Origin of the sequence: Sulfitobacter undariae, from assembly GCF_014196805.1 — a bacterium.
GTDB lineage: Bacteria > Pseudomonadota > Alphaproteobacteria > Rhodobacterales > Rhodobacteraceae > Sulfitobacter > Sulfitobacter undariae.
Genome location: NZ_JACIEI010000001.1, coordinates 106,549 through 128,414 on the forward strand (window position 1 = coordinate 106,549; position 21,866 = coordinate 128,414).

At 55.3% G+C, this 21,866-nt stretch carries 25 protein-coding genes; 14 read left to right on the forward strand and 11 right to left on the reverse strand.

Going from position 1 to position 21,866, the window contains the following annotated elements; genetic code table 11:
- The first annotated feature begins 17 nt into the window (after positions 1–17).
- The 3 genes from GGR95_RS00490 to GGR95_RS00500 are packed head-to-tail and all read left to right on the forward strand — an operon-like array spanning position 18 to position 2,348.
- Positions 18–1,205, forward strand: coding sequence for a GNAT family N-acetyltransferase (locus tag GGR95_RS00490; RefSeq protein WP_184561685.1), 1,188 nt, complete (start codon positions 18–20; stop codon positions 1,203–1,205).
- Complete coding sequence (locus tag GGR95_RS00495) at positions 1,202–1,492, forward strand: 4a-hydroxytetrahydrobiopterin dehydratase (RefSeq protein ID WP_184561687.1); 291 nt, start codon at positions 1,202–1,204, stop codon at positions 1,490–1,492. Before GGR95_RS00490 ends, GGR95_RS00495 begins: the two co-directional genes overlap by 4 nt.
- A gap of 4 nt (positions 1,493–1,496) precedes the next feature.
- Positions 1,497–2,348 (forward strand): mechanosensitive ion channel family protein, encoded by an 852-nt coding sequence (locus GGR95_RS00500; protein ID WP_184561689.1) that lies wholly within the window; start codon positions 1,497–1,499, stop codon positions 2,346–2,348.
- A gap of 42 nt (positions 2,349–2,390) precedes the next feature.
- Here GGR95_RS00500 and GGR95_RS00505 read toward each other — a convergent pair whose 3' ends face one another.
- The gene (locus tag GGR95_RS00505; protein ID WP_184562738.1) at positions 2,391–2,879 is read right to left on the reverse strand and encodes a peroxiredoxin; all 489 of its coding nucleotides are present in this window, start codon (positions 2,877–2,879) and stop codon (positions 2,391–2,393) included.
- An 89-nt stretch (positions 2,880–2,968) separates the two neighbouring features.
- On the opposite strand from GGR95_RS00505, the gene GGR95_RS00510 reads away from it, so the two are divergent.
- On the forward strand, positions 2,969–4,177 hold the full coding sequence (locus GGR95_RS00510) for an NAD(P)/FAD-dependent oxidoreductase (RefSeq protein WP_184561691.1): 1,209 nt from the start codon (positions 2,969–2,971) through the stop codon (positions 4,175–4,177).
- Positions 4,174–4,725, forward strand: a complete 552-nt coding sequence (gene rsmD / locus GGR95_RS00515) for a 16S rRNA (guanine(966)-N(2))-methyltransferase RsmD (protein ID WP_184561693.1) — start codon at positions 4,174–4,176, stop codon at positions 4,723–4,725. Before GGR95_RS00510 ends, rsmD begins: the two co-directional genes overlap by 4 nt.
- A 93-nt stretch (positions 4,726–4,818) precedes the next feature.
- Here the strand turns inward: rsmD and GGR95_RS00520 are convergent, their stop codons facing one another.
- Positions 4,819–5,364: a winged helix-turn-helix transcriptional regulator gene (locus tag GGR95_RS00520; protein ID WP_184561695.1), complete on the reverse strand. Its 546-nt coding sequence runs from the start codon at positions 5,362–5,364 to the stop codon at positions 4,819–4,821.
- Positions 5,365–5,403: 39 nt separating this feature from the next.
- Here GGR95_RS00520 and GGR95_RS00525 point away from each other — a divergent pair, with 39 nt between their 5' ends.
- A complete protein-coding gene (locus tag GGR95_RS00525; protein ID WP_184561697.1) occupies positions 5,404–5,772 on the forward strand; it encodes a VOC family protein in 369 nt (122 codons plus the stop codon).
- 251 nt (positions 5,773–6,023) lie between these two features.
- On the opposite strand, the gene GGR95_RS00530 is transcribed toward GGR95_RS00525, so the two are convergent.
- The 3 genes from GGR95_RS00530 to sfsA form a co-directional block, all read right to left on the reverse strand.
- Entirely contained in the window at positions 6,024–6,788 is a 765-nt protein-coding gene (locus tag GGR95_RS00530) for a hypothetical protein (RefSeq protein ID WP_184561699.1), read from the reverse strand.
- Between the two features lie 337 nt (positions 6,789–7,125).
- Positions 7,126–7,947: a type I methionyl aminopeptidase gene (gene map, locus GGR95_RS00535; protein ID WP_425506369.1), complete on the reverse strand. Its 822-nt coding sequence runs from the start codon at positions 7,945–7,947 to the stop codon at positions 7,126–7,128.
- A complete protein-coding gene (sfsA, locus tag GGR95_RS00540) occupies positions 7,947–8,678 on the reverse strand; it encodes a DNA/RNA nuclease SfsA (RefSeq protein ID WP_184561703.1) in 732 nt (243 codons plus the stop codon). The genes map and sfsA overlap by 1 nt, the downstream gene beginning before the upstream one ends.
- A 46-nt stretch (positions 8,679–8,724) precedes the next feature.
- Between sfsA and GGR95_RS00545 the strand changes: the two genes are divergently transcribed.
- From GGR95_RS00545 to GGR95_RS00560, 4 genes are read left to right on the forward strand one after another with little or no spacing between them, the layout of a single operon-like run.
- Positions 8,725–9,444, forward strand: a complete 720-nt coding sequence (locus tag GGR95_RS00545) for a competence/damage-inducible protein A (protein WP_184561705.1) — start codon at positions 8,725–8,727, stop codon at positions 9,442–9,444.
- Positions 9,441–10,160 carry a GNAT family N-acetyltransferase gene (locus GGR95_RS00550; protein ID WP_184561708.1) on the forward strand — a complete coding sequence of 240 codons (720 nt, stop codon included), beginning with the start codon at positions 9,441–9,443 and terminating at the stop codon, positions 10,158–10,160. Before GGR95_RS00545 ends, GGR95_RS00550 begins: the two co-directional genes overlap by 4 nt.
- An 11-nt stretch (positions 10,161–10,171) precedes the next feature.
- Positions 10,172–10,741, forward strand: coding sequence for a peroxidase-related enzyme (locus GGR95_RS00555; protein WP_184561710.1), 570 nt, complete (start codon positions 10,172–10,174; stop codon positions 10,739–10,741).
- Entirely contained in the window at positions 10,738–11,667 is a 930-nt protein-coding gene (locus tag GGR95_RS00560) for an OmpA family protein (protein WP_184561712.1), read from the forward strand. The genes GGR95_RS00555 and GGR95_RS00560 overlap by 4 nt, the downstream gene beginning before the upstream one ends.
- Before the next feature lie 87 nt (positions 11,668–11,754).
- Here the strand turns inward: GGR95_RS00560 and GGR95_RS00565 are convergent, their stop codons facing one another.
- From GGR95_RS00565 to GGR95_RS00575, 3 genes are all read right to left on the reverse strand, one after another.
- On the reverse strand, positions 11,755–12,660 hold the full coding sequence (locus GGR95_RS00565; protein WP_184561714.1) for a LysR family transcriptional regulator: 906 nt from the start codon (positions 12,658–12,660) through the stop codon (positions 11,755–11,757).
- 144 nt (positions 12,661–12,804) lie between these two features.
- Positions 12,805–13,740 (reverse strand): CorA family divalent cation transporter, encoded by a 936-nt coding sequence (locus tag GGR95_RS00570; protein WP_184561716.1) that lies wholly within the window; start codon positions 13,738–13,740, stop codon positions 12,805–12,807.
- 893 nt (positions 13,741–14,633) lie between these two features.
- The gene (locus GGR95_RS00575) at positions 14,634–16,661 is read right to left on the reverse strand and encodes an NADPH-dependent 2,4-dienoyl-CoA reductase (protein WP_184561718.1); all 2,028 of its coding nucleotides are present in this window, start codon (positions 16,659–16,661) and stop codon (positions 14,634–14,636) included.
- 155 nt (positions 16,662–16,816) lie between these two features.
- Here GGR95_RS00575 and GGR95_RS00580 point away from each other — a divergent pair, with 155 nt between their 5' ends.
- The gene (locus GGR95_RS00580; protein ID WP_184562740.1) at positions 16,817–17,299 is read left to right on the forward strand and encodes an RNA pyrophosphohydrolase; all 483 of its coding nucleotides are present in this window, start codon (positions 16,817–16,819) and stop codon (positions 17,297–17,299) included.
- Positions 17,296–17,781, forward strand: a complete 486-nt coding sequence (locus GGR95_RS00585) for a hypothetical protein (protein ID WP_184561720.1) — start codon at positions 17,296–17,298, stop codon at positions 17,779–17,781. The genes GGR95_RS00580 and GGR95_RS00585 overlap by 4 nt, the downstream gene beginning before the upstream one ends.
- On the opposite strand, the gene GGR95_RS00590 is transcribed toward GGR95_RS00585, so the two are convergent.
- The 3 genes from GGR95_RS00590 to nth are packed head-to-tail and all read right to left on the reverse strand — an operon-like array spanning position 17,774 to position 20,006.
- Positions 17,774–18,367, reverse strand: coding sequence for a GNAT family N-acetyltransferase (locus tag GGR95_RS00590; protein ID WP_184561722.1), 594 nt, complete (start codon positions 18,365–18,367; stop codon positions 17,774–17,776). The genes GGR95_RS00585 and GGR95_RS00590 overlap by 8 nt on opposite strands.
- Positions 18,364–19,356 (reverse strand): adenosine kinase, encoded by a 993-nt coding sequence (locus tag GGR95_RS00595; protein ID WP_184561724.1) that lies wholly within the window; start codon positions 19,354–19,356, stop codon positions 18,364–18,366. The genes GGR95_RS00590 and GGR95_RS00595 overlap by 4 nt, the downstream gene beginning before the upstream one ends.
- Complete coding sequence (gene nth, locus GGR95_RS00600) at positions 19,353–20,006, reverse strand: endonuclease III (RefSeq protein ID WP_184561726.1); 654 nt, start codon at positions 20,004–20,006, stop codon at positions 19,353–19,355. The genes GGR95_RS00595 and nth overlap by 4 nt, the downstream gene beginning before the upstream one ends.
- A gap of 71 nt (positions 20,007–20,077) precedes the next feature.
- On the opposite strand from nth, the gene GGR95_RS00605 reads away from it, so the two are divergent.
- Both GGR95_RS00605 and GGR95_RS00610 read left to right on the forward strand, forming a co-directional pair.
- Positions 20,078–20,935, forward strand: a complete 858-nt coding sequence (locus tag GGR95_RS00605; protein ID WP_184561729.1) for a methylated-DNA--[protein]-cysteine S-methyltransferase — start codon at positions 20,078–20,080, stop codon at positions 20,933–20,935.
- A 128-nt stretch (positions 20,936–21,063) separates the two neighbouring features.
- Positions 21,064–21,741 carry a YiaD family glycine zipper/OmpA-like lipoprotein gene (locus tag GGR95_RS00610; RefSeq protein ID WP_184561731.1) on the forward strand — a complete coding sequence of 226 codons (678 nt, stop codon included), beginning with the start codon at positions 21,064–21,066 and terminating at the stop codon, positions 21,739–21,741.
- Positions 21,742–21,866 lie beyond the last annotated feature (125 nt).

Here is a 21,866-nt window from a genome sequence, read left to right on the forward strand (position 1 = left end):
AGCAAGCGGATAATGGCATGAGCGCACAAGAGGTCGAAATCACCATTGTCAATTCGCTGTCTCAGATTGATGCAGCGGATTGGGATGCCTGCGCTTGCCCAGAGGCGGCAGGCGGTGCGCGACCTATTGATCCTTTCACCACACATCGATTTCTAAAGGCGCTGGAGGACAGCGGCAGTGTGGGGGCTGGCACAGGGTGGCAGCCGCAATATTTGACCGCACGCATTTCAGGGCAGATCATCGGGGTTGCACCGCTTTATGTGAAATCCCATTCGCAGGGTGAGTATATTTTCGATCACTCATGGGCGCATGCCTATGAGCATGCGGGTGGGCATTATTACCCCAAGCTCCAGATCGCGGTGCCCCATACGCCAGCAACGGGTCGTCGGTTTCTTACACGGGAAGGCTTTGAAGAGGCGGGCTTTAATGCTCTGGTGCAGGGCGCTGTGCAGTTGACGGAAAACAACAATATCAGCTCCCTTCACGCCACTTTTTGCACGGGCAAGGAAGCCGCCCTTGCGCAAGAATTGGGCCTGATGGTGCGTAAAACGCAGCAATTTCACTGGCGTAACCAAGGGTATGCGGATTTCGATGGTTTTCTTGCCACGTTGAGCTCCCGTAAACGTAAAAACATGCGCAAGGAACGCGCGACGGCTCAAAGCTTTGGCGGTAGCATCCAGACCTTTACGGGCGATGATCTGCTGCCCGAGCATTGGGACGCTTTCTGGGAGTTCTACCAAGACACCGGCGCACGTAAATGGGGGCAACCCTATTTGACGCGGGAGTTTTTCAATATCGCCCAAGACGTACTGCGCGATGATCTGGCACTGGTTTTGGCGCAGCGTGATGGCAAATGGATTGCAGGGGCGCTGAACTTTGTCGGGGCAGATGCGCTATACGGCAGGTATTGGGGCTGTGTTGAACATCATTCCTGTTTGCACTTTGAGTTGTGCTATTACCAAGCCATTGATATCGCAATCTCAATGGGATTGGGCGCGGTCGAGGCGGGCGCACAGGGTGAACACAAGCTGGCGCGGGGGTATTTGCCGACGCCTACATGGTCTTTGCACTGGATGCGGGACGCAGGATTTGCCCGCGCTGTGGGCGATTATCTGGAGGCGGAGCGCGCAGCCGTTGAAGAAGAAATCGAGGTGCTGACGGAATATGGCCCCTTTAAAAAAGTAGAAGTTGAGGAACAGGAATGACAGAGAAATTGAGCGCCGAAACGCGAGGCCCGTTACTGGACCCGTTATGGCAGACGGGCTGGGAAATGGTTGAAGGGCGTGACGCGATTGTCAAAACCTTCAAGTTCAAGGATTTTGCGGATGCTTTTGGCTGGATGACTCGCGTAGCGATCTGGGCCGAAAAATGGGATCACCACCCCGAATGGGCAAATTGTTATGACACGGTGGTTGTTACCCTATCGACGCATGAGGTTGACGGGTTAAGCACGTTGGACGCGAAACTGGCACGGAAAATGGACGGATTGTAAGAGTATGGAAACGCTTAATAAGTTAATGAGTGCGGAGATTATGAATGGCAAAACGCTATCCGATCTTCTGACGTTGCAATTTTTGGCTTCGGCTGCGGGCTCTGTTCTGGGGGCTGTTGCGATCTTGTTGGTGGGCTGGTTCCTATCCGCTTGGGCGCAGCGGCGTATTGTCTGGCTCAGCAAGAAGAACCGGCATCTTGATGATATGTTGTTCGAGTTTTTAGCCTCGATCGCACGTTATTTTATTATGGGATTCACGATCCTGTTTGTGCTGAACACCTTTGGCGTACAGACGACATCAGTGGTGGCCATCATCGGTGCTGCGGGTCTGGCAATTGGTCTGGCTTTGCAGGGTACGCTCTCTAACGTGGCAGCAGGGGTCATGTTGATCCTGTTTCGCCCGATCAAAATCGGTGATTTTGTTGAGGTCGCTGGCATGATGGGGACAGTCAAAGAGATCAGCCTGAACTTTACTGAAATGGCGGATTTGAGCAATGTTCAGGTGATTGTCCCCAATGCAAAAGTTTGGGGCAATATCATTACAAACTACTCCACCAACACGATCCGCCGTGCCGAATGGAAATTCGGTGTGGGTTATGGTGCGAACCTGAAAGAAGCAGAAACCATCATCCGCGAGACGATCATGGCGGATGAAAGAGCACACACATCGCCAGAACCGTTCATTCAGGTGACAAATCTTGGCGATAGCTCAGTCGATTTTCTGGTGCGGGTGTGGTGTGATGCGTCGGTGTATTTCGCTTTTCGCGCGGATATGACCCGTAATGTCAAAGAAGCATTGGATGCAGGCGGAATTGATATTCCGTTCCCGACGCGGACAATGATCCAAGCCAAATAAGTAGTGAAGGCCGGAGCGGTGAAATGCTCCGGCCTTTTTCGTTTACATGTTGTCGAGCAGGCTTTCGCCGCCTGATACTTCGCATACGCCGGAATTTTCCTCGGCTTGAAGCAGCGTTACTTTGCCGTCATCAACCAGCATTGCGTAGCGTTTGGAGCGGGCAACAAGGCCAGCCGGCGCTGCGTCGAAATCCATGCCGATGGCTTTGGTGAACTCGGATGATGCGTCACCCAGCATTGTGATGCCTGCGGCGTTTGCGCCTGTCGCTTCGCCCCATGCCTGCATGACAAAGGGATCGTTGCACGAGACGCAGATCACTTCGTCCACGCCTTTGGCGTCGAACTGATCTTTGGTACGCACAAAGCTGGGCACATGGGCGGAGTGACAAGTGGGCGTGAAGGCACCGGGAACGGCGAATACCACAACCTTACGGCCTTTGGTCTTCTCGCTCATCTTTACTTGTGTTGGGCCTTCGGGGCCCATTTGTACCAGTGTTGCGTCTGGCAGCGTGTCACCTTGGGAAATTGGCATTGGGGAACCTTTCATGTGATTGTATTTGGCCTTACTCCAGATATAGGGTCTGCACGCGGACGGGACCAGTGCATTAGAGGAGAATATCCATGCGCCATATCGTAGTGATCGGAGCAGGGCAGGCGGGATCGTCTTGTGTGGTAAAGCTGCGCAATGGCGGCTTTGATGGGAAAATCACCCTCATCGGCTCCGAGGATCAGCCTCCCTATCAGCGCCCACCATTGTCGAAGGCGTATCTGCTGGGCGACATGGCGTTGGAGCGCTTGTATTTGCGCCCGCATAGTTTCTACGCTGAACATGGCATTGATCTGCGGCTGGGCGCAACGGTGCAAAGCATTGACACAGACGCCCGCCAGATTGCGCTGACAGATGAGGTTTTGACCTATGATGATCTGGTGCTGACCACCGGATCAATCCCGCATCGCTTGCCCGCTTCGATGGGGGGCGCGTTGGATGGTGTACATGTTGTGCGCGGTTTGGCGGATGTCGATGCCATGGCCCCGCGCTTTGTGACGGGGGCGCGTGTGTTGATTGTCGGCGGTGGCTACATCGGGCTTGAGGCGGCTTCTGTTGCGGCGAAGCTGGGGCTTGAGGTCACATTGGTTGAGATGGCCCCGCGCATTTTGCAGCGTGTCGCAGCGCCAGAGACATCTGATTTCTTTCGTGCCCTGCACAAGGGACACGGCGTCGATATCCGCGAAGGCATCGGGTTGGAGCGGTTGACAGGGGAGGGCGCTGTGAGCGGCGCAACCTTGACAGATGGCACCGAACTGGCCGTTGATTTTGTGATCGTCGGCGTTGGCGTCGCCCCTGCCACAGCGCTGGCCGAGGCGGCGGGGATTGCGTTGGATAACGGGATTGCGGTTGATAGCCATGGGCGCACCAGCGTGCCGCACGTCTGGTCTGCAGGTGATTGTGCATCCTTTCCCTACCGTGATGTACGCATCCGGTTGGAAAGTGTTCCAAATGCCATTGAGCAGGCTGAAACCATTGCGGAAAACCTGATGGGGGCGGGTAAAGATTACACCGCCAAGCCATGGTTTTGGTCGGATCAATACGACGTGAAATTACAGATTGCGGGGCTGAACACGGGTTACGACAATGTGGTGACACGGGGCGCGGCACCGGGTCCGGTATCGTTCTGGTATTATCAGGGGGATACATTACTGGCTGTAGATGCCGCAAATGATCCGCGTGGCTATATGGTGGGTAAGCGATTGATCGAAAGCGGTAAATCCCCTGCGCCCTCTATGGTGTCCGATATGGAAACGGATATCAAAGCATTGCTAAAAGCGTGAGGATCATTGCAGGGAAAAGCCGCGGTACGGTGTTGGCCGATGTAGGTGCAGGTGACGCGGAGGCGCATTTGCGGCCCACGTCCGACCGTGTGCGCGAAAGCTTGTTTTCGATGTTGGCCCATCTGGGCGTGATCCATGATGCGCGGGTCTTGGACCTGTTTGCGGGTACGGGCGCGCTGGGGCTTGAGGCGCTATCACGTGGGGCGCGTGAGGTTGTTTTTATGGAGAATGGCCGCGTGGGGCAAAAACTGCTGGCGCAGAATATCAAGAAGCTGCGCGTTGAGCACCAAACAACGGTGATGCGTAATGACGCGACGCAGTTGGGCGCTTGGATTGCTGCGCCCTTTGATCTTGTGTTTCTTGATCCGCCATATGGCAAAGGCATGGGGCAGCAGGCATTGACGGCTGCGCGTGCAGGCGGCTGGTTGGCAAAAGACGCGCTGATTGTCTGGGAAGAAAACGCGCCGATGGATGCGCCGCAGGGGTTCACGCGTGAGGACCGCCGTAAATACGGCGATACCCATGTAACCTTTTTGAAGGCCGATTGAGGTGTACACCTGCCGTGCACAAACATGGCATACGATTTTGGACGGCCTAATATTGGGCCTAATTCGAGCCTAACAGGCCCTAAGGCGCCGTGGTTATGTCACCAATGAAATTTCAGGGCCTGTGATCCTGCTGATCATCTCGCCAGCATTGACCGCAGAATAGATCGGGCGCGGGGGGCGGGCCGTTTCAATGACGCTTCGGCGCACCCAGTTTCTATCTTCCATGGATATCAATGACTGGGACAAAGCCCGATCTGTGATGGCGGGCAAAGTGCCGCGGATTTCGTTGAAGTGGCGTGGTCTGTAAAGTGAGGTCAGGATTGGCACTGTCCAAGTGCGGCGCAGCAGGGTCTGATCTTCCCCGCGCGTGACGCTGTGGATGTTGTGCGCCATTTCGGCTGCACCTTTTCCAAGTGGCGTCAGGCGGAATTCGGGGCGCAGCGGGTGGCCGTGCCCGGGGTTGCGTTCTAACAGGCCGATTTCAATCAAGTGATCCATGCTTTTGGAAAACGCGGTTCGGCTGGCCCCTGTTGCGGTCAGCAATGTTGCCTGTCGGCCTGCTATACCTGCGTGAAGGTTTGCCAGAATGGGCAATGCCCATGCTCTTGAAGTGATGTTGACAAAAAGCTTAATGTCCATAAAGTATAGTTAGTATATTTTGAATCAGAAGGAAAGACTATGGCGCTTGTTTCTTTGGAAGACACCATCACGATTGCGATGTCGGTTTCAGATCGTCACGCCAGCGCGCAATGGTATCAGGACATGCTGGGGTTTGAGGTAGTTTACCACGCTGATGAGGCTGGTTGGTCTGAGCTGAACACAAAAACCAACGGCGTCACAATCGGCCTTGGGGAGCATACAAAACCTGCGCCAGGTAATTGTGTACCTGTCTTTGGGATTAGTGATTTGGACAGTGCCCGTCAGAAGCTGGAGCAAGCCAATGTGAAATTTGACGGGGAAACGGATGTTGTCGAGGGCATGGTCAAGACCGCGACGTTTTATGACCCCGATGGAAACGCGCTGATGTTAGCGCAAGATTTGACCTAAGGGTCCTGACCTATGGACAGAGGCGTGCACGGCCTGACGGCTTGTATCGTGCACGCCTTGCGAAACGACACATAGTTTTGCCTTTGATCGATTATGATGATGTCTGCCATGTTTTCCCTTTCAAACTGGTTTTGAGCAGAGCGTTTCAGAACGCCTGCCCCTAGGTCTGTGTTTACGGGGATATGGGCGGTTGCTGACATTCGTTGCGCTCAATAGCGAGGTCTGCAATGCGGGACAAAACGGCCCTTCGATTAGTCGGCTTCAACGACGGCTTTTCTTCGCGTGAGAACCACAGCGATAACCGCGCCTAAGATGAAAACAAAAAAGAGAAAATGGATTGAGTATGGCTGTATCAACCATGCGCAAGCAGCCAAGAAGCTCATTCCCAAAAAAGCCAGAATACTAAGAACAGTCAAAGCAGCTGACCATCCTTTAAGTGGTATTATTTGCAACCCATTGCGCTTCCACCGCCAAAAAGGGCGGGCAACAAATGACCAAGCTATAGCCCACCAAAGAACAGACAGAAGTGTGGCAATTGGTGAATTCACCATACTCACTGCACTGAAAGATATTTTTTCGATAAACGTCGCAGGGCGTTGAGCGAAGCCATACTCAATATCCAAATATTCTGGATAAGCATCACGAGGCGGTCTGCCTTCTTCTTCAATTATCCTGCCTTGCGCCCATTTTTCGTATTCAGGTTCAAACACAATCCCCTGCAATTCGTCATAGGCAAGACAAGTAGGTTGTACGTCTGATCTGTCGCATCGAATAAGCAAAGCTGTCGACAGAGGCGTCGCAGCCAACAGATGACCCTCACTATCAAAGACAACAACCTGCGCCGGATTAGAGAAGATTATGCCATCCCCGTACAGCACAGCAAACTCTATAGCTTCAAAGTCTGGACTATTAATTTTCTCGCGTTGACCAAAGTATGGCGAATGCGCCTGCGCAGGAGAGAAAAGTCCACAACACAACACAAGCAACATTGCAGCCGCGCAGCACTTTTCCCACATCGTTAGAGCCTTTCTCCAAAATCAGACATTCATCGTTAACAGACATTCATGCATTTTGCAGCATCGTTCACAATGGGCTCAAATCTGCCTTCCGCTGCAATTTGCACCCATGACCGCTTTCGGGAAAAGGCAACTCTATGGGGCGCAAAAGGTAAGGTTGGTGCGCAGTGTGTTTTGCCGATGGTTGATAATCAATGATTTAGCGATCCAAAAAGGAAGAGGTATGTGTCGCGCCACATGCCTCTAGCCTGATTGGGGCGTGTGGCGCCACATCGGCCCTTTACGATTTGTGTCTGTCAATTGGTGCCTACGCCCACAGTCCGCCGCGCCTGAGGCCTTAATACGTTGGGTGGAACTTGCCTGATGGCGACAGCGTGAAGATTTCGCATCCGTCTTCTGTCACACCGATGGAGTGTTCGAATTGCGCTGACAGAGATTTGTCGCGGGTCACAGCCGTCCAGTCATCGGCCAGTGTCTTGGTCTCGGCGCGTCCAAGGTTCACCATCGGTTCAATTGTGAAGAACATGCCGGGTTCCAGAACAGGTTTGGTTCCTGCTTTGCCATAGTGCAGCACGTTTGGCGGCGCGTGAAACACGCGGCCAAGGCCATGACCGCAAAAGTCAGTGACCACTGACATGCGGTGCCCTTCGACGAAGGTCTGGATTGCATGGCCGATATCACCAAAGGTATTCCCCGGTTTCACGGCTTCGATGCCCTTCAGCAGGGCTTCGTGGGTGATGTCGATCAGGCGCTCGGCCTTACGGGACAGTTTGCCTGCCACATACATCCGCGATGTATCGCCAAACCAGCCGTCCACAATGACAGTGACGTCGATGTTGACGATATCGCCGTCTTTCAGCTTTTTGTCGCCCGGAATGCCGTGGCACACGACATGGTTGATCGAGATACAGCTGGCGTGTTGATAGCCTTTGTATCCGATGGTCGCAGATTTTGCGCCTGCTGCGTTTACTTTGTCTTCGATGATTTTGTCGATCGCGGCAGTGGTTTGCCCCGGCACGACATGTTCGGCAATTTCGTCTAGGATGGTCGCGGCAAGGCGGCCTGCGGCACGCATGCCATCAAAATCCGCAGCCTCATGGATGCGGATGCCATCTTTTGTTGTGCGACCTTTGTGAATATCTGACACGGGGCTCTCCATCATTTGTTGGCGGCTGTGTAACCTGTAGGGCGGCCAAGGGCCAGAGGGGCGGCAAGGGTGATGCCTTGGGGTGTGATGTGTGTGCCGAGGCACAGGGTTTCAACGCCTGCTTTTGTGGCATCTGCATGGGCGGCGGCATAAGTCGGGTCAATATCTGCGGCGATATCGACGTGGGTGCAATCGGTGCGCTGCACCAGATAAAGCAGCACAGCACGGTGGCCTGCACGTGCAACTGTGGCCAGTTCGTTCATGTGTTTCGCGCCCCGTGTGGTGACTGAGTCGGGAAATTCTGCAAACCCGCTGCTGCGGCTGAGCGTGACGGATTTCACTTCAACATAGGCATCGGGCAGACCTTCTTGGGTCAGCAGGAAATCGACCCGCGAATTGGTGCCATATTTCACTTCGGGTCGCACGGTGGCGTAGGCCGCCAGCGGCGCGACTTGGCGTGCTTCTAGCGCTGCACGCAAAACGCGGTTGGGAAGAGAGGTATCAACGCCGGTGAAATGGTCGTTCTCATGATCCACCAGACGCCAGCCATAGTTCAGCTTTTTCTTGGGGTCGTCATTGGGTTCCAGCCATATTTTACTGCCCTCAATCGCCAGCCCCATCATTGATCCGGGGTTGGCGCAATGGGCTGTTACCTCGCTGCCGTCCTCGAGCCTGCAATCGGCCAGAAAGCGTTTATAGCGTCGGATGAGGCGGGCAGGGACAAGATCGGTTTGAAAGCGCATGACTTGGGGCTATACCGTAAACAAGGCAGGCTCAAGGAGAGGCGAAATGACAAATCCAACGGCAGCAATGTTGGTGATCGGGGATGAGATCCTCTCGGGGCGGACGCGGGACGCGAATATGCATCACTTGGCGGGTGAGTTGGCCGAGGTCGGGATAACTATGGCCGAAGTGCGTATCGTTGCGGATGATGCAGAGGCGATCATCAATGCAGTGCGGGCTTTGTCGGCGGCATATGACACGGTGTTCACCTCTGGCGGCATCGGGCCGACACATGATGATATTACGGCTGATTGTATGGCGCAGGCCTTTGGCCAAAGTATTGATGTGCGCGATGATGCCCGTGCGATCCTGCAAGCGCATTACGATAAATCAGGCACGCAAATGAACGAAGCGCGGTTGCGTATGGCGCGTATCCCTGCGGATGCTGACTTGATCGAAAACCCTGTTTCCTCTGCGCCGGGGTTTAAAATTGAAAACGTCTATGTGATGGCGGGTGTGCCGAGTGTGTTTAAGGCGATGGTGGCAAGCGTGCTGCCGACCCTAACCGGAGGTGCGCCGCTGATCAGTAAAACGCTGACCGTTCACCGTGGTGAGGGCGATATCGCGGGGCCGTTTGGTGCTTTGGCTGCGGCTTATCCTGCGCTGTCTATGGGCAGTTATCCCTTCCAGCGGGATGGGAAATACGGGGCGACGCTGGTCATTCGCGGGCAGGATACGGCAATGCTGGATGAGGCGATGGCCAAACTGGCGGAGGCTTTTGCATGATCCCCGATATCGCAACCCTTTATGATGTCAGCGAAGGCACGTGGCCGCCAGAACGGACCTGGGTTGAAGGGCCCTGGACCCTGCGCGATGGTGCGGGGGGCGGCAAACGGGTCAGCGCGGCGACCGCTCTTGGTGAGGTGGATGAGGCCGATGTTGTGCAAGCCGAAGCTGCTATGCAGTCTATTGGCCAGCGCAGCCTGTTCATGATCCGCGAAGGCGAAGAGGCACTGGATGCGCTGCTGGCGACACGTGGCTATGACTGCATCGACGAAGTTGTGGTTTATGTCGCGCCGATTGATCTGTTGACGGATCAAGCCGTCCCGCGTGTGACGTGTTTTTCCATTTGGAAACCACTGGCGATCATGAATGAGATTTGGGCCAGTGGTGGCATCGGGGCTGAACGTTTGGCTGTGATGGACCGTGCCAAGGTTAAGACAGGCATCTTGACCCGTTGGAATGAAAAACCCGCAGGGGTGGCCTTTGCTGCTGTGCACAATGGCGTCACGATGGTGCATGCGGTTGAGGTGCTGACACATCAACGCAAATTGGGTGTTGCCCAGTGGATGATGCGTGCTGCTGCCTTTTGGGGGGCCAAGCAAGGTGCGCAGCATCTTGCCGTTTTATGCGTTGCCGATAATAAACCCGCTAACGCGCTCTATACCAAGCTGGGCTTTACCCGCGCAGGCACTTATCATTACCGTCAATCACCTGAGTAAAGGAACTTTCTATGTCTGATGATGCACCAACCGCCCTTGATCTGCCTATGGTCAATCCGTTGCCTGAAGCGACGCAAAAGTATTTTGACATCTGTACAGACAAACTGGGCATGATCCCGAATGTGCTGCGGTCTTATGCGTTTGATATCGACAAACTGAACGCATTCACCGCGCTGTATAACGATCTGATGTTGGGCGATAGCAACCTCAGCAAGCTTGAGCGCGAGATGATTGCGGTTGTCGTTTCTGCGGTGAACAAATGTTTCTATTGCCTCACATCGCATGGGGCGGCTGTACGTGAACTGTCTGGTGATCCGATTTTGGGCGAAACGCTGGTGATGAACTACCGTGTTGCTGATCTGGACCCGAAAACGCGCATGATGCTGGATTTTGCGGTCAAGCTGACCGAAGCGCCCGAGATCATCGAAGAAGATGACCGAGAAGCGCTGCGGGCAATCGGCTTTAGCGATCGTGACATCTGGGATATCGCCTCGGTGGCGGCCTTCTTTAACATGACAAACCGCGTGGCCAGCGCCTCTGACATGCGCCCGAACAAAGAATACCACGCGCAATCACGATGAAGGCAGGCATAGTTGCGTTACTGATTGTGCTGGCGGGTGCGGCTCAAGCGGTTGAGCTGCGCCTGCCGTCAGGTGCGCGCCAAATGATAACGCGGGATACCGAACAAGACAGATTCCTGGTGCCCATCGGTGTTTTTGCAGATGACAGTTTGCCTACGGTGGCTATTGAGGGGCAAGTGGCACGCAGTTCTTGGCGTATTGATGTGGGCGGGCTGACGCCGCTTCAGCTGATCGCGCCTTTGCGAGATCAGCTTGTCGCTGCGGGATACGATATTGTGCTGGATTGCGGTGCGCAGGAATGTGGCGGCTATGATTTCCGCTTTGCCGCCGAAATTCTGCCCGCGCCTAACATGCAGGTCAACATCCGCAGTTTTAATGCACTGACAGCCGTGATCGGGCCGAAAACCGCGCCAACGCGCGCTGTGAATATCATCGCCAGCGCGTCCGATGGCGCGTCTTTTGTGCAGATCATTCAGGCGGGCAGTGAGAATACGGATACCGATGTGCAGCCCACGGCGGATGTGCCTGCTATTGGTGGCGCAGTAATTGACGGCAGTTTGTCACAGACGCTTGTGCAACAGGGCTATGTGGTTCTGTCTGCTTTGGATTTTGATACGGGAACATCAAATCTGGGCGCTGGGCCTTTTGCGATTATTGAACAATTGGCGCAGGCCTTGCGGGATGCGCCTGATATGCGGTTGGCGCTGGTGGGGCATACGGACAATGTCGGTGGTCTTGATGTGAATATCGGAGTGTCGCGTGGCCGTGCCAATGCGGTGCGTCGTCGCCTGATTGACGCCTACGGCATCGCAGCATCGCGGCTTGAGGCTGAAGGCATGGGGTATCTTTCCCCGATTACGACCAACCAGACAGAGCTTGGACGTGAGGCCAACAGACGCGTTGAGGCGGTTGTGCTCGCGCCGTAAAGCGCCAGCGCAGTTCACGAAAAACCCGATACCGCTTGCACGATATCGGGGAAAGTCACCGAGGGGAAATGGTGTCGGGAGATTGGTTTACCAGTCGCTTGGGCCTTTTTCGGCAAAGGAATGGACCAAAAAGTCGATGAAGGCGCGGACCTTGGGCTGGGTGAAGCGCCCCGGAGGATAGACCGCGTAGATACCTTGGGTTTCTAGCGGCAATTCGGGAATTGCGTCTTCAATAAGGCCCTTTGCCATGGCTTCCGAGTAGAGGAAGCTGGGCAGGTAGGCGATGCCAAGTCCGGAGATGGCAGCATTTAGCAAGGATTGCCCGTCATTGACCGAAAGCCACCCTGCTGTACGCACCTGACGCTTTTCGCCAGAGGGGGCTGTCAGCTTCCAGACGTTGCCGCTGGATTGGTTGGAGTAATGCAGCAGTTTGTGATCATTCAGATCGTCAATCTTCTCGGGGCGGCCATATTTTTCGAAATAGGCAGGCGAGGCGATCATGCGTTTTGTTGTTTCGGTCAGCTTACGTGCCCGCAGGGTGCTGTCTTCCAGCTCACCGATGCGAACGGCCATGTCAAAGCCTTCTGAGATCAGCTCGACATAGCGGTTGTTGAGGACCATGTTCACCGTGATGTCAGGGAAATCCCCAAGGAATTCTGATAAAACCGGCGAGAGATGATTAACCCCGAAATCGGTTGCCACCGAAATACGCAGCAAGCCCGACGGCGCGGATTGCATGGATGTCACAAGGGCATCCGCTTCACCTGCGTCGTTCAGAACGCGACGGGCGCGGTCGTAGTAGGCAAGGCCGATTTCAGTCGGCGATACGCGGCGTGTTGTCCGGTTAAGAAGGCGGGCACCAAGGCGAGCCTCCAGTGACGAGACATGCTTTGAGACAGCGGATTTTGAAATCCCCATCTTCTTGGCGGCATCGGTAAAGCCCCCTTGATCCACCACAGTGGCGAATGCTTCCATTTCTGTCAGGCGGTCCATCGGCCGTCCCCTTCTTTTCCTAGTTCGAGGGCCAGCTATGAAGGCAGAATGGGGCGCAATAGGGGCAGCTATGGGACAGTAGCAAGGTAATTGCAAAACCGTTGCAAGGCAGGAAACAGGGGAACAGTGTGTTTCGCGCCTAGATTAAAGCCACTGCTTCTTGCGGATAAACAGTAAAAGCGCGAGCGCGAGGATAATCATTGAAACGCATAGAATTGTGAAGGCCCACGGGTTGTCGATGCCCGGCATGCCGCCGACGTTGACGCCAAATAGCCCTGTGAGAAAACTGATCGGCAGGAAGATACCCGCACCGACAGACAGAATAAAACTGTTGCGGGCCTGATTGCGGGCCACGTCCAAATCGTGGTCATCCTGCACGGTGTTCAGACGTTCTTGCAGGGCTTCCAATTCTTCAACCGCCATTGTGGTGCGGTTGGTGATTTCGCGCAGGGCAGGGTGATCTTTGACGGGGATCAGCGTGGCGGTCGCAAGCGAGTTCAGCGCGGCGCGTTGTGGATCAAGATAGCGGCGCAGACGGATGACACGGCGGCGGGTCTGGGGCAGCTCTAACGGGGTTGGAGTTGTTTCATCTTCCAGATCCGCTTCGAAGAATTCGGTGATCTTGCTGATGGAGTTGACTTCTGTCTGCACACGGGCAGTCAGGCGGGTCACCAGTTCGGTGACAAATATGGCAGGTGTAGGCGGTGCCATATGGGCATCGGCACCTTGGCGGATTTCATCAATGGCAAAGACGCGGCGCACGCGCACCGTCACCACTGCGCTATCCGTAACCCACATGCGAACGGATACCATTTCCTCGGCGGGTTGGCCGGGGTTCAGGTTGATGCCGCGCAGATTCAGGATCAGCCCGTCCTCAAAACTGTCACATCTGGGACGGGTTTCCGGCTGTAGCAATGCCCCCGCTGGGATGGGAGCCAGATGCGTCTCACACCAGCTAGCCAAATTCGGGTCAGACAAATCAAAGTGCCACCAGCGATAGCGTGCAGGTCCTGTCAGGTCCTTGGTGGTCGGGATTGTGGTGCTACCGTCTTCGGCAATGTCAAAAACGCAGATGGGCATAACACGTCCTTTGTCTGTGATCAGGCATACTGTTTAACTCTATCGCCAGTGATGCACGGTATTACACATATGCGCAATCACGGGTGAGGCGGCGCCTAGCGGGGTGTTGTGCGCTTGTTACTGAAAAGAGTGGTTCTGGAAGGGTGCGTTTAGCATCTAAAAGGTATCTATTTTGAGCATGGTTGTTTAAAATCAAAGCAACGATGTTCGTCATCACAGAGAATTCGGGAACATGACCATGAATAGCTCGCCACACATCATTGACGTCATGTTAGGCCTCTTTGGTGCATCCCTTGTTGCAATCCTTACTATGTATGTAGGGGGTCAATTTTTTGATTGGGATATTACCCACGATAAACCTGTTTGGTTAGGTCTATTTGTATACTTTGCGTACGGCGGTTTGATGGCCGCGATTGTGAGTATTTGTGCGTTACTCTTGTGGGTGATTCTATGTTGGAAAAAGTCGTCCATTGGATGGTGGATACCACCGGTTCTCGGTTCTATCCTCATTGGAGGATTGATGGGGATAGCAGTAAATATGGCCTATTTCATATTTGGGTTAGTCACGGGATTCTGCGCTGGACTCACTTTCTGGCTAATCTCTGTTGGCAGGAAGAATAGAGTTTTCCTAATGTTTAAGAATTGAACTTCTTGGCCGTCAAGCTCAGCCCATCTTGATTCTAAAGCCCTCCTTTTTTACGCAAGCAAAAGCGGCACCTTTTAACGCAATCAAAACCACCCTTTGTTGAACGCTTCGTTTATTAGGTTCATTACTGAGTTTGCAGCGATTGGACGCAAAGCAGGCGTTAAAGATTTGTGGTTTGCCTGACCGTCTGTGGAGTTCCGCCGCGCCAAGGTAATGTGGCGCGGCGATTTATGTTTGGGCGCTTAGATCACAGTGTTGCGGCCAGCCTTGTGCCCTGATCAATGGCGCGTTTCGCGTCTAGTTCAGAGGCCACATCCGCGCCGCCGATGACGTGGCAGGTTTTGCCTTTGGCCTCTAGCGCATCCGCCAGCGTGCGATCCGAGAGTTGGCCCGCGCAGAGCACAACCGTATCGGCCGCGATGACTTGCGGGTTTTCCCGCGCTTCGCCAAAGCTGATGTGCACGCCTGCGTCGTCGATGCGTTCATAGTTCACGCCTGCCATCATCTGCACGTCCATCATGGTGAGTGAGGCGCGGTGAATCCAGCCTGTGGTTTTACCCAATCCCTTACCCGGTTTGGTGGGTTTGCGCTGCATCATCGTCACGGCGCGGGCGGGTTTATGGGGCTGTGGCCCTTCGGGGGCAAGGCCGGAGCGGTGATCGGATGTATCTGCAACGCCCCATTCACGCATCCAGTCAGGCAGGTTCAGCGTGGTGCTTTGGCCGTTTTGCACAAGGAATTCGGACACATCAAAACCGATGCCACCCGCGCCGATCACAGCCACATTTTTGCCGACCTTGGCAGTACCGTTCAGCACGTCAATATAGCTGACAACGTTGTCGCGGTTCTGTCCCTCAATCTGCGGATCACGTGGCACCACACCTGTGGCGATGATGACTTCGTCAAACCCGTCCAGATCATTGGCGGAAACTTCGGTGTTCAGGTTTACGGTGATGCCGTGATGGGCGACCATGGTGCGGTACCAATCGACAAACCCCCAGAACTCTTCTTTGCCAGCAACCTGTTTTGCAAGGTTCAGCTGACCGCCGATCTCGGAAGCGCGGTCAAAGATCGTCACATTGTGGCCGCGCTCGGCTGAGGCGATGGCGGCAGAGAGGCCTGCGGGGCCAGCGCCGACAATTGCGATGGTTTTGGCGGTTGTGACGGGTTCCAGCACCAGTTCTGTTTCATAACAGGCACGGGGGTTCACAAGGCAGGAAGAGATTTTGCCGCCGAATGTGTGATCAAGGCAGGCCTGGTTACAGCCGATGCAGGGCGCGATGTGGTCAGCGCGGCCCTTGGCGGCTTTGTTGACGAAATCGGCATCGGCCAACATCGGGCGCGCCATGGAAACCATATCGGCGCAGCCGCTGGCGATGACATCTTCGGCAACGTCGGGGGTGTTGATACGGTTGGACGCGATCAGCGGAATGGAGACTTGGCCCATCAGCTTTTTCGTAACCCAAGCAAAAGCTGCCCGTGGAACAGATGTCGCAATGGTGGGGATGCGTGCTTCGTGCCAGCCGATGCCTGTGTTGATGATCGTCGCGCCTGCTTTTTCGATCTCGACAGCCAATTGCACAACTTCTTCATAGGTGGAGCCATTGGGGATCAGATCGATCATCGACAGGCGATAGATCACGATGAAGTCAGTGCCGACAGCCTCGCGCACCCGTTTGACCACCTCAATCGGCAGGCGCATGCGGTTCTCATAGCTGCCGCCCCATTCATCGGTGCGCTTGTTGGTGTGGCTGACCAAGAACTGGTTCAGGAAGTACCCTTCAGACCCCATGACCTCCACGCCGTCATACCCCGCCTCTTTGGCGCGGGCGGCGCAATGGGCGATATCGGCGATCTGTTTCTCGATCCCTGCGGCGTCCAATTCCGTGGGCGGGAAAGGAGAGATGGGGGATTTGATGGCAGAAGGGGCCACGCATTTGGGGCTAAAGGCATAGCGGCCTGCGTGTAGAATTTGCATGGCGATTTTGCCGCCAGCCTCATGCACGCGGTCTGTCACGATCTTGTGGTTCGCCACATCATCAGCGCTGACCATCATTGAGGCCCCCGGCGCAACCGAGCCTTCAGGGTTGGGGCCGATGCCGCCAGTCACCATCAGGCCCACACCGCCCCGCGCGCGCGCGGCGTAAAACTCTGCCACGCGGTTCCAGTCCTTGGTTTCTTCAAGGCCTGTGTGCATGGAGCCCATAAGGACGCGGTTTTTGAGGGTGGTAAAGCCCAGATCAAGCGGGGCGAGCATATGGGGATAGCTGGACATGGGAAAACCCTTCTGGCGTTTATATGATAGAAAGAGAATGGCGGTAGCCTGTGCCCTTGTCATTAAAAACGCCGCGTCAAGCAGCGGGTGCTTTCGGGGCAGGCTGCTGTGATGTAGGGTGGCGCGAAGAAATGTTCAGAGAAAGTGATGCCCCCATGACGCCGGAAGAAATTGAAAAACTGCCGTACCGCCCTTGTGTGGGTATCATGGTGTTGAATGCCAAAGGTGAGGTGTTTGTTGGCCAGCGGATGGACCGCGATTATGATGCGTGGCAAATGCCGCAAGGCGGCGTGGACAAAGGCGAAGAGCCCCGCGACGCCGCCCTGCGTGAGCTGGAAGAAGAAACCGGCATCACCCGCGATCTGGTCAGCATCGAGGCGCAGACCGCAGAATGGCTGCCTTATGATCTGCCTCATGATGTGGCGCCGAAAATCTGGAAAGGCCGGTATCGTGGCCAAGAGCAGATGTGGTTTTTATTGCGGTTCAATGGCACCGACGATCAGGTGAACATTCAAACCGAAATTCCCGAGTTTTCAAGCTGGCGGTGGTTGGCCCCAGCGGAAATGTTAGATGGTATTGTGCCGTTCAAGCGCGAGGTTTATACGCGTGTTGTTAAAGAGTTTAGTGAGTATCTATGAAGAAAATTATCCTTGCGGCTGTGGTTGCTTGCACGCCTGTGGCCGCCGCGGCGCTGTCTTGTATGCCGCATTCGGTTCAGGCCGCTTTCCAGCAAGCGCAGGAGTCGGAGGCTAAGTTTTTGGTGGTCCGTGGGCGGCTTGAGTTCGACGCGCGCAAATTGCCAAAAACGAACCGCAAGGACCAGAGGGCGACGCCAGAGCAAACCCGGATCGCTGCGCGGTTGAAGGGCACGTCCCTCTCGGCGAAAGGATTTTCCACGCCGTACAACCAAGATGTGACGTTGTCGGTTGCTTGTTTCGGCCCGTGGTGCGCCAGCGCCCAACGCGGCACCGAAGTGTTGGCGTTTGTGGAATTAGGCGCGCAGGGGAATGTTATCTCGATCAACCCTTGCGGGGGCAATCTGTTTGGCACACCCACGCCCAAGATGATCCGTGCGGTCAAAACCTGCTTTGCCGGAGGGGCCTGCACCTCGATCAGATGATCGGGATGGCAGGGGCGGTGTCACGTGGCAAGAAACCTGTCAGGCGTGGATCATCTTCGATCTCGATTTGACGTTTGAACGGGGTAAAGCCCGATCTGATATAAAAACCAACTGCTTGCGGGCTGTCTGCGGTGCAGGTGTGCACATGAAAGCGGGTGATGTTCTGCGCCCATGCGCGGGTGATGGCTTGGTTCATCAGGTAACGCCCCGCACCCGAGCCGATCAACGCCCGTGTCATGCCGAAATAGGCCAGCTCACATTCGTCCTTCTGGCGGAAGTCTAATTCCAGCAGTGCTTCGTCCTGCCCGTCTTTGGAGAGGGTGAAAAAAGCGACATCGGGGTTGTCCAGAATTGCTTGGAGATCGGTATCGGTCAATTCAAGGCGCTCGGTCCAGAGCCATTCTTGGGTGCCGACGCGGTTGAATACATCGCGGTACCATTCCAGCGTTGGGGTGACTTGTCTGAAGGTCACGCCCTCGGGCAGGGTGATGTCCTTTAGGGCGGGGGCCGCGTGCATTTGCAAATGGGTGATGATCACAGGGAGCTTGCCTGCGGGGACGTCAAACAATCCGTTCTCAAGCGTCATAGCAAACCCTCGGCGCGAAAGATTTCCATCATGTCTTTCTCGGGGCGCGGACCAACGTGAGAGATGACTTCGGAGCCGCATAGATTGCCCATACGCCCGCATGTTTCAAGGTCACGCCCAGTGGCCATGCCATAGAGGAAGCCAGCGGCGAATTGATCGCCTGCGCCAGTGGCGTCAACGGGGGTGATGCGTTCCGGGGCGGGGATGTCCACGCGCTCTCCGCCGCGGATCAGGGTGACGCCATCGCCACCACGGGTACAGACCATGATAGGGCACATCGCCGAAGTTTTCGCCATGGCGTCTTCCAGATCATCGGTTTCGAACAGGGATTTGATTTCGGCCTCATTGCCGATCACATAATCCAGTTCATGTTCGATCATCTGCAAGAAGTCGGGGCGGTGGCGTTCTACGCAGAAGGGATCGGAGATGGTGATACCCGCCATACCGCCGCCCGCTTTGGCGGCGCGTGCGGCCTCGCGGAAGGCTGTTTTGCCAGCGTCTTCGTCGAACAAATAACCCTCTAGGAACATGATCTTGGCATTGCCTGCAACTTCCGCAGGAACATCCGTCGAAGACAATCCTGTGGAGATGCCCAGATAGGTATTCATGGAGCGCTCGCCATCTGGCGTGACAAAGATCATGCTGCGCGAGGTGGGCGTTTCGCCCTCGACCACAGGCGGGTTCACAAAATCTATGCCATTGTCTGTCATTGCATTGGCATAGAAACGGCCCAGCCCATCATCGCGCACCCGCCCGATAAAGGCAGTGTCCAGACCCAGCGCACCAACGCCAGCAATTGTGTTGGCCACAGCACCGCCGGGGGTTTGCAGGCGGTCGGTCATCGCGCCGTACAACTGCTCGGCGCGGTCCTGTGGCACCAGTTGCATGATGCCTTTTTCAATGCCCATATTATCTAGAAACGCATCATCCGAATGGCTGATTACATCTACTACGGCGTTGCCGATGCCTACGAGATCGTAAGTTTTCATTCTGTCTTGTCCTTGTATTCGCATAGGTCCCTGATGATGCAGGTTCTGCATTGGGGTTTGCGGGCTTTGCAATGGTATCGCCCGTGGAGAATAAGCCAATGGTGGGCGTGAAGCTGGAAATCAGCGGGGATGTTATCTTCTACGGCACGTTCAACTGATTCAACGGTTTTGCCAACAGCAATGCCCGTGCGATTGCCAACACGGTAGATATGCGTGTCCACAGCTTGTGCAGGTTGCTGCCACCACATGTTCAGCACAACATTCGCAGTTTTGCGCCCGACGCCGGGCAAAGATTGCAGTGCGGCGCGGGAATTGGGCACGATGCCGTCATAGTCATCCACCAATATCTGGCTCAGCTTCATGACGTTTTTGGCTTTTTGGCGAAACAGACCGATGGTTTTGATGTGGTCGGTCAAGGCCTCAAGCCCGAGGTCCACCATTTTCTGCGGCGTGTCCACGATCTGGAACAGCGCGCGGGTGGCTTTGTTCACGCCCACATCTGTAGATTGCGCCGACAGCGCCACCGCGACCACCAGCGTATAGACGTTGGTGTGATCCAGCTCGCCTTTTGGTTCTGGATCGGCTTCTTGAAAGCGTTCCATGATGGCGCGGATCGTGTGGTAATCGAGTTGTTTTGTTGCTGTGCTCATAAGGGCAAGGTATGCGCAGGTTTCGGGTCGCGTGCAAGACGGGGGCGGCATATTGTAGGACCATGAAACAGATGATCCACAGTCCAGATACATCCGAGAACGCCTATCATTACGGGGTGATTGCCCGTGCGATTGCCGCGATTGATGCCGCTGATACGCCGCTAAGCCTTGAGGCATTGGCAGGTGAGGTGGGGATGAGTGCTGCGCATTTCCAGCGTGTGTTTTCTAGTTGGGCGGGGGTGTCGCCCAAACGGTATCAACAATATCTGACATTGGGTCATGCCAAGACGTTGCTGCGCGACCGTTTCACAACACTAGAGGCGGCGCTGTCTACGGGGCTGTCGGGAACAGGCCGTTTGCATGATTTGTTTGTGCGCTGGGAAGCGATGAGTCCCGGAGAGTTTGCCACAGGCGGTGCTGGACTGGAGATATCGTGGGGCTGGTTTGACAGCCCGTTTGGCCGCGTGGTGGTGATGGGAACAGATCGGGGTATTTGCGGCGTGGCTTTTGCCGCCGAACTGGGCGAGGAGGCCGCGCTGGCGGATTTACGGGCGCGTTGGCCTGCTGCGCAGTTTAGTGAAAACCCCGATGCATTGCGTCCGTGGGTATTGGCCGCGTTCGGGATGGATGCAGGCCGCGATCCTGCGCCGCTGTATCTGATGGGCGCGCCGTTTCAAATCAAGGTTTGGGAGGCGCTGCTGCATCTGCCAGAGGGGCAAGTGACCACCTATGGTGAAATCGCCAAAGCTGTCGGCAGTCCAAAAGCAGTGCGTGCGGTCGGAACCGCCGTGGGGCGCAATCCGATCGGTTATTTGATCCCGTGCCACCGCGTGTTGCGCAAGTCGGGGGAGTTGGGCGGCTATCATTGGGGGCTGCCGATGAAGCGGGCGATGTTGGGATATGAAGCGGCACGGGCAGAGGTGTTGTAACAAAATATGCGCAAGATGTCGCTTATTCCCCGCAATGCGGCATTTTGTCGGGAACCATTTCGCCTTATGCTGCGTTTACCGAAAAGATGCTTCGCCCGAACGGAGCCGAAACAGTAAGGCAGTAGACTATGACAATCATGAAATTCCCTCTCGTTGTTGCGATGGCGGGTGTTGTGGCGCTGGGCGCGTGTACAGATCCAAACGGCTCAATTTTGGCCCAAAACGGCGATTCTAATAAAAACCTGAAAAACGGCGCCTTGATTGGTGCCGGTGCGGGCGCTGTAATCGGTGCGCTGTCCAAAGGTGACGGCAACCGTGATAAAGGCGCGTTGCAGGGCGCGTTGATTGGTGCGGCATTGGGTGCAGGCGGCGGTGCTTTGCTGGACAAGCAAGAGCGCGATCTGCGTGCCAGCCTTGGCAATGACAACGTGACGATCAACAACACAGGCGACCGTCTGATTGTGACCTTGCCGCAGGACATCCTGTTTTCAACAGGTTCCAGCGCCGTGCGTCCTGATCTGCAACGTGATCTGGGTGCCGTTGCCGGCAACCTTCAGGCCTATCCGAATTCGACAATTCAGATCATCGGTCACACAGATAGCGATGGCGAAGCCAGCTATAACCAGCAGCTCTCCGAAAGCCGCGCCCAGGCTGTTGCCAATGTTCTGCTGAACAATGGCATCTCTAGCGCGCGGGTTCAGTCATTTGGCCGTGGCGAAAGCCAGCCTGTGTCAAGCAACCTGAATCCACAAGGCAAGGCACAAAACCGCCGCGTTGAGATTGTGATCCTACCAAACGCGACCTGATTGCGCATAGCATTCTGATACAGGCTCCGGTGCAGGTATGCATCGGGGCCTTTTTTATGCGCGGTGCAAAGATGCACAGAGCCTGTGTGGCTTGGTCTCTTGAGGTTACACCCTGAACTCTCACA

Coding starts and splice junctions, on each gene's coding strand:
- GGR95_RS00490 (WP_184561685.1), top strand. CDS start 18: ATGAGCGCACAAGAGGTCGAAATCACCATTGTCAATTCGCTGTCTCAG.
- GGR95_RS00495 (WP_184561687.1), top strand. CDS start 1,202: ATGACAGAGAAATTGAGCGCCGAAACGCGAGGCCCGTTACTGGACCCG.
- GGR95_RS00500 (WP_184561689.1), top strand. CDS start 1,497: ATGGAAACGCTTAATAAGTTAATGAGTGCGGAGATTATGAATGGCAAA.
- GGR95_RS00505 (WP_184562738.1), bottom strand. CDS start 2,879: ATGCCAATTTCCCAAGGTGACACGCTGCCAGACGCAACACTGGTACAA.
- GGR95_RS00510 (WP_184561691.1), top strand. CDS start 2,969: ATGCGCCATATCGTAGTGATCGGAGCAGGGCAGGCGGGATCGTCTTGT.
- GGR95_RS00520 (WP_184561695.1), bottom strand. CDS start 5,364: ATGGACATTAAGCTTTTTGTCAACATCACTTCAAGAGCATGGGCATTG.
- GGR95_RS00525 (WP_184561697.1), top strand. CDS start 5,404: ATGGCGCTTGTTTCTTTGGAAGACACCATCACGATTGCGATGTCGGTT.
- GGR95_RS00530 (WP_184561699.1), bottom strand. CDS start 6,788: ATGTGGGAAAAGTGCTGCGCGGCTGCAATGTTGCTTGTGTTGTGTTGT.
- map (WP_425506369.1), bottom strand. CDS start 7,947: ATGGAGAGCCCCGTGTCAGATATTCACAAAGGTCGCACAACAAAAGAT.
- sfsA (WP_184561703.1), bottom strand. CDS start 8,678: ATGCGCTTTCAAACCGATCTTGTCCCTGCCCGCCTCATCCGACGCTAT.
- GGR95_RS00545 (WP_184561705.1), top strand. CDS start 8,725: ATGACAAATCCAACGGCAGCAATGTTGGTGATCGGGGATGAGATCCTC.
- GGR95_RS00550 (WP_184561708.1), top strand. CDS start 9,441: ATGATCCCCGATATCGCAACCCTTTATGATGTCAGCGAAGGCACGTGG.
- GGR95_RS00555 (WP_184561710.1), top strand. CDS start 10,172: ATGTCTGATGATGCACCAACCGCCCTTGATCTGCCTATGGTCAATCCG.
- GGR95_RS00560 (WP_184561712.1), top strand. CDS start 10,738: ATGAAGGCAGGCATAGTTGCGTTACTGATTGTGCTGGCGGGTGCGGCT.
- GGR95_RS00565 (WP_184561714.1), bottom strand. CDS start 12,660: ATGGACCGCCTGACAGAAATGGAAGCATTCGCCACTGTGGTGGATCAA.
- GGR95_RS00570 (WP_184561716.1), bottom strand. CDS start 13,740: ATGCCCATCTGCGTTTTTGACATTGCCGAAGACGGTAGCACCACAATC.
- GGR95_RS00575 (WP_184561718.1), bottom strand. CDS start 16,661: ATGTCCAGCTATCCCCATATGCTCGCCCCGCTTGATCTGGGCTTTACC.
- GGR95_RS00580 (WP_184562740.1), top strand. CDS start 16,817: ATGACGCCGGAAGAAATTGAAAAACTGCCGTACCGCCCTTGTGTGGGT.
- GGR95_RS00585 (WP_184561720.1), top strand. CDS start 17,296: ATGAAGAAAATTATCCTTGCGGCTGTGGTTGCTTGCACGCCTGTGGCC.
- GGR95_RS00590 (WP_184561722.1), bottom strand. CDS start 18,367: ATGACGCTTGAGAACGGATTGTTTGACGTCCCCGCAGGCAAGCTCCCT.
- GGR95_RS00595 (WP_184561724.1), bottom strand. CDS start 19,356: ATGAAAACTTACGATCTCGTAGGCATCGGCAACGCCGTAGTAGATGTA.
- nth (WP_184561726.1), bottom strand. CDS start 20,006: ATGAGCACAGCAACAAAACAACTCGATTACCACACGATCCGCGCCATC.
- GGR95_RS00605 (WP_184561729.1), top strand. CDS start 20,078: ATGATCCACAGTCCAGATACATCCGAGAACGCCTATCATTACGGGGTG.
- GGR95_RS00610 (WP_184561731.1), top strand. CDS start 21,064: ATGACAATCATGAAATTCCCTCTCGTTGTTGCGATGGCGGGTGTTGTG.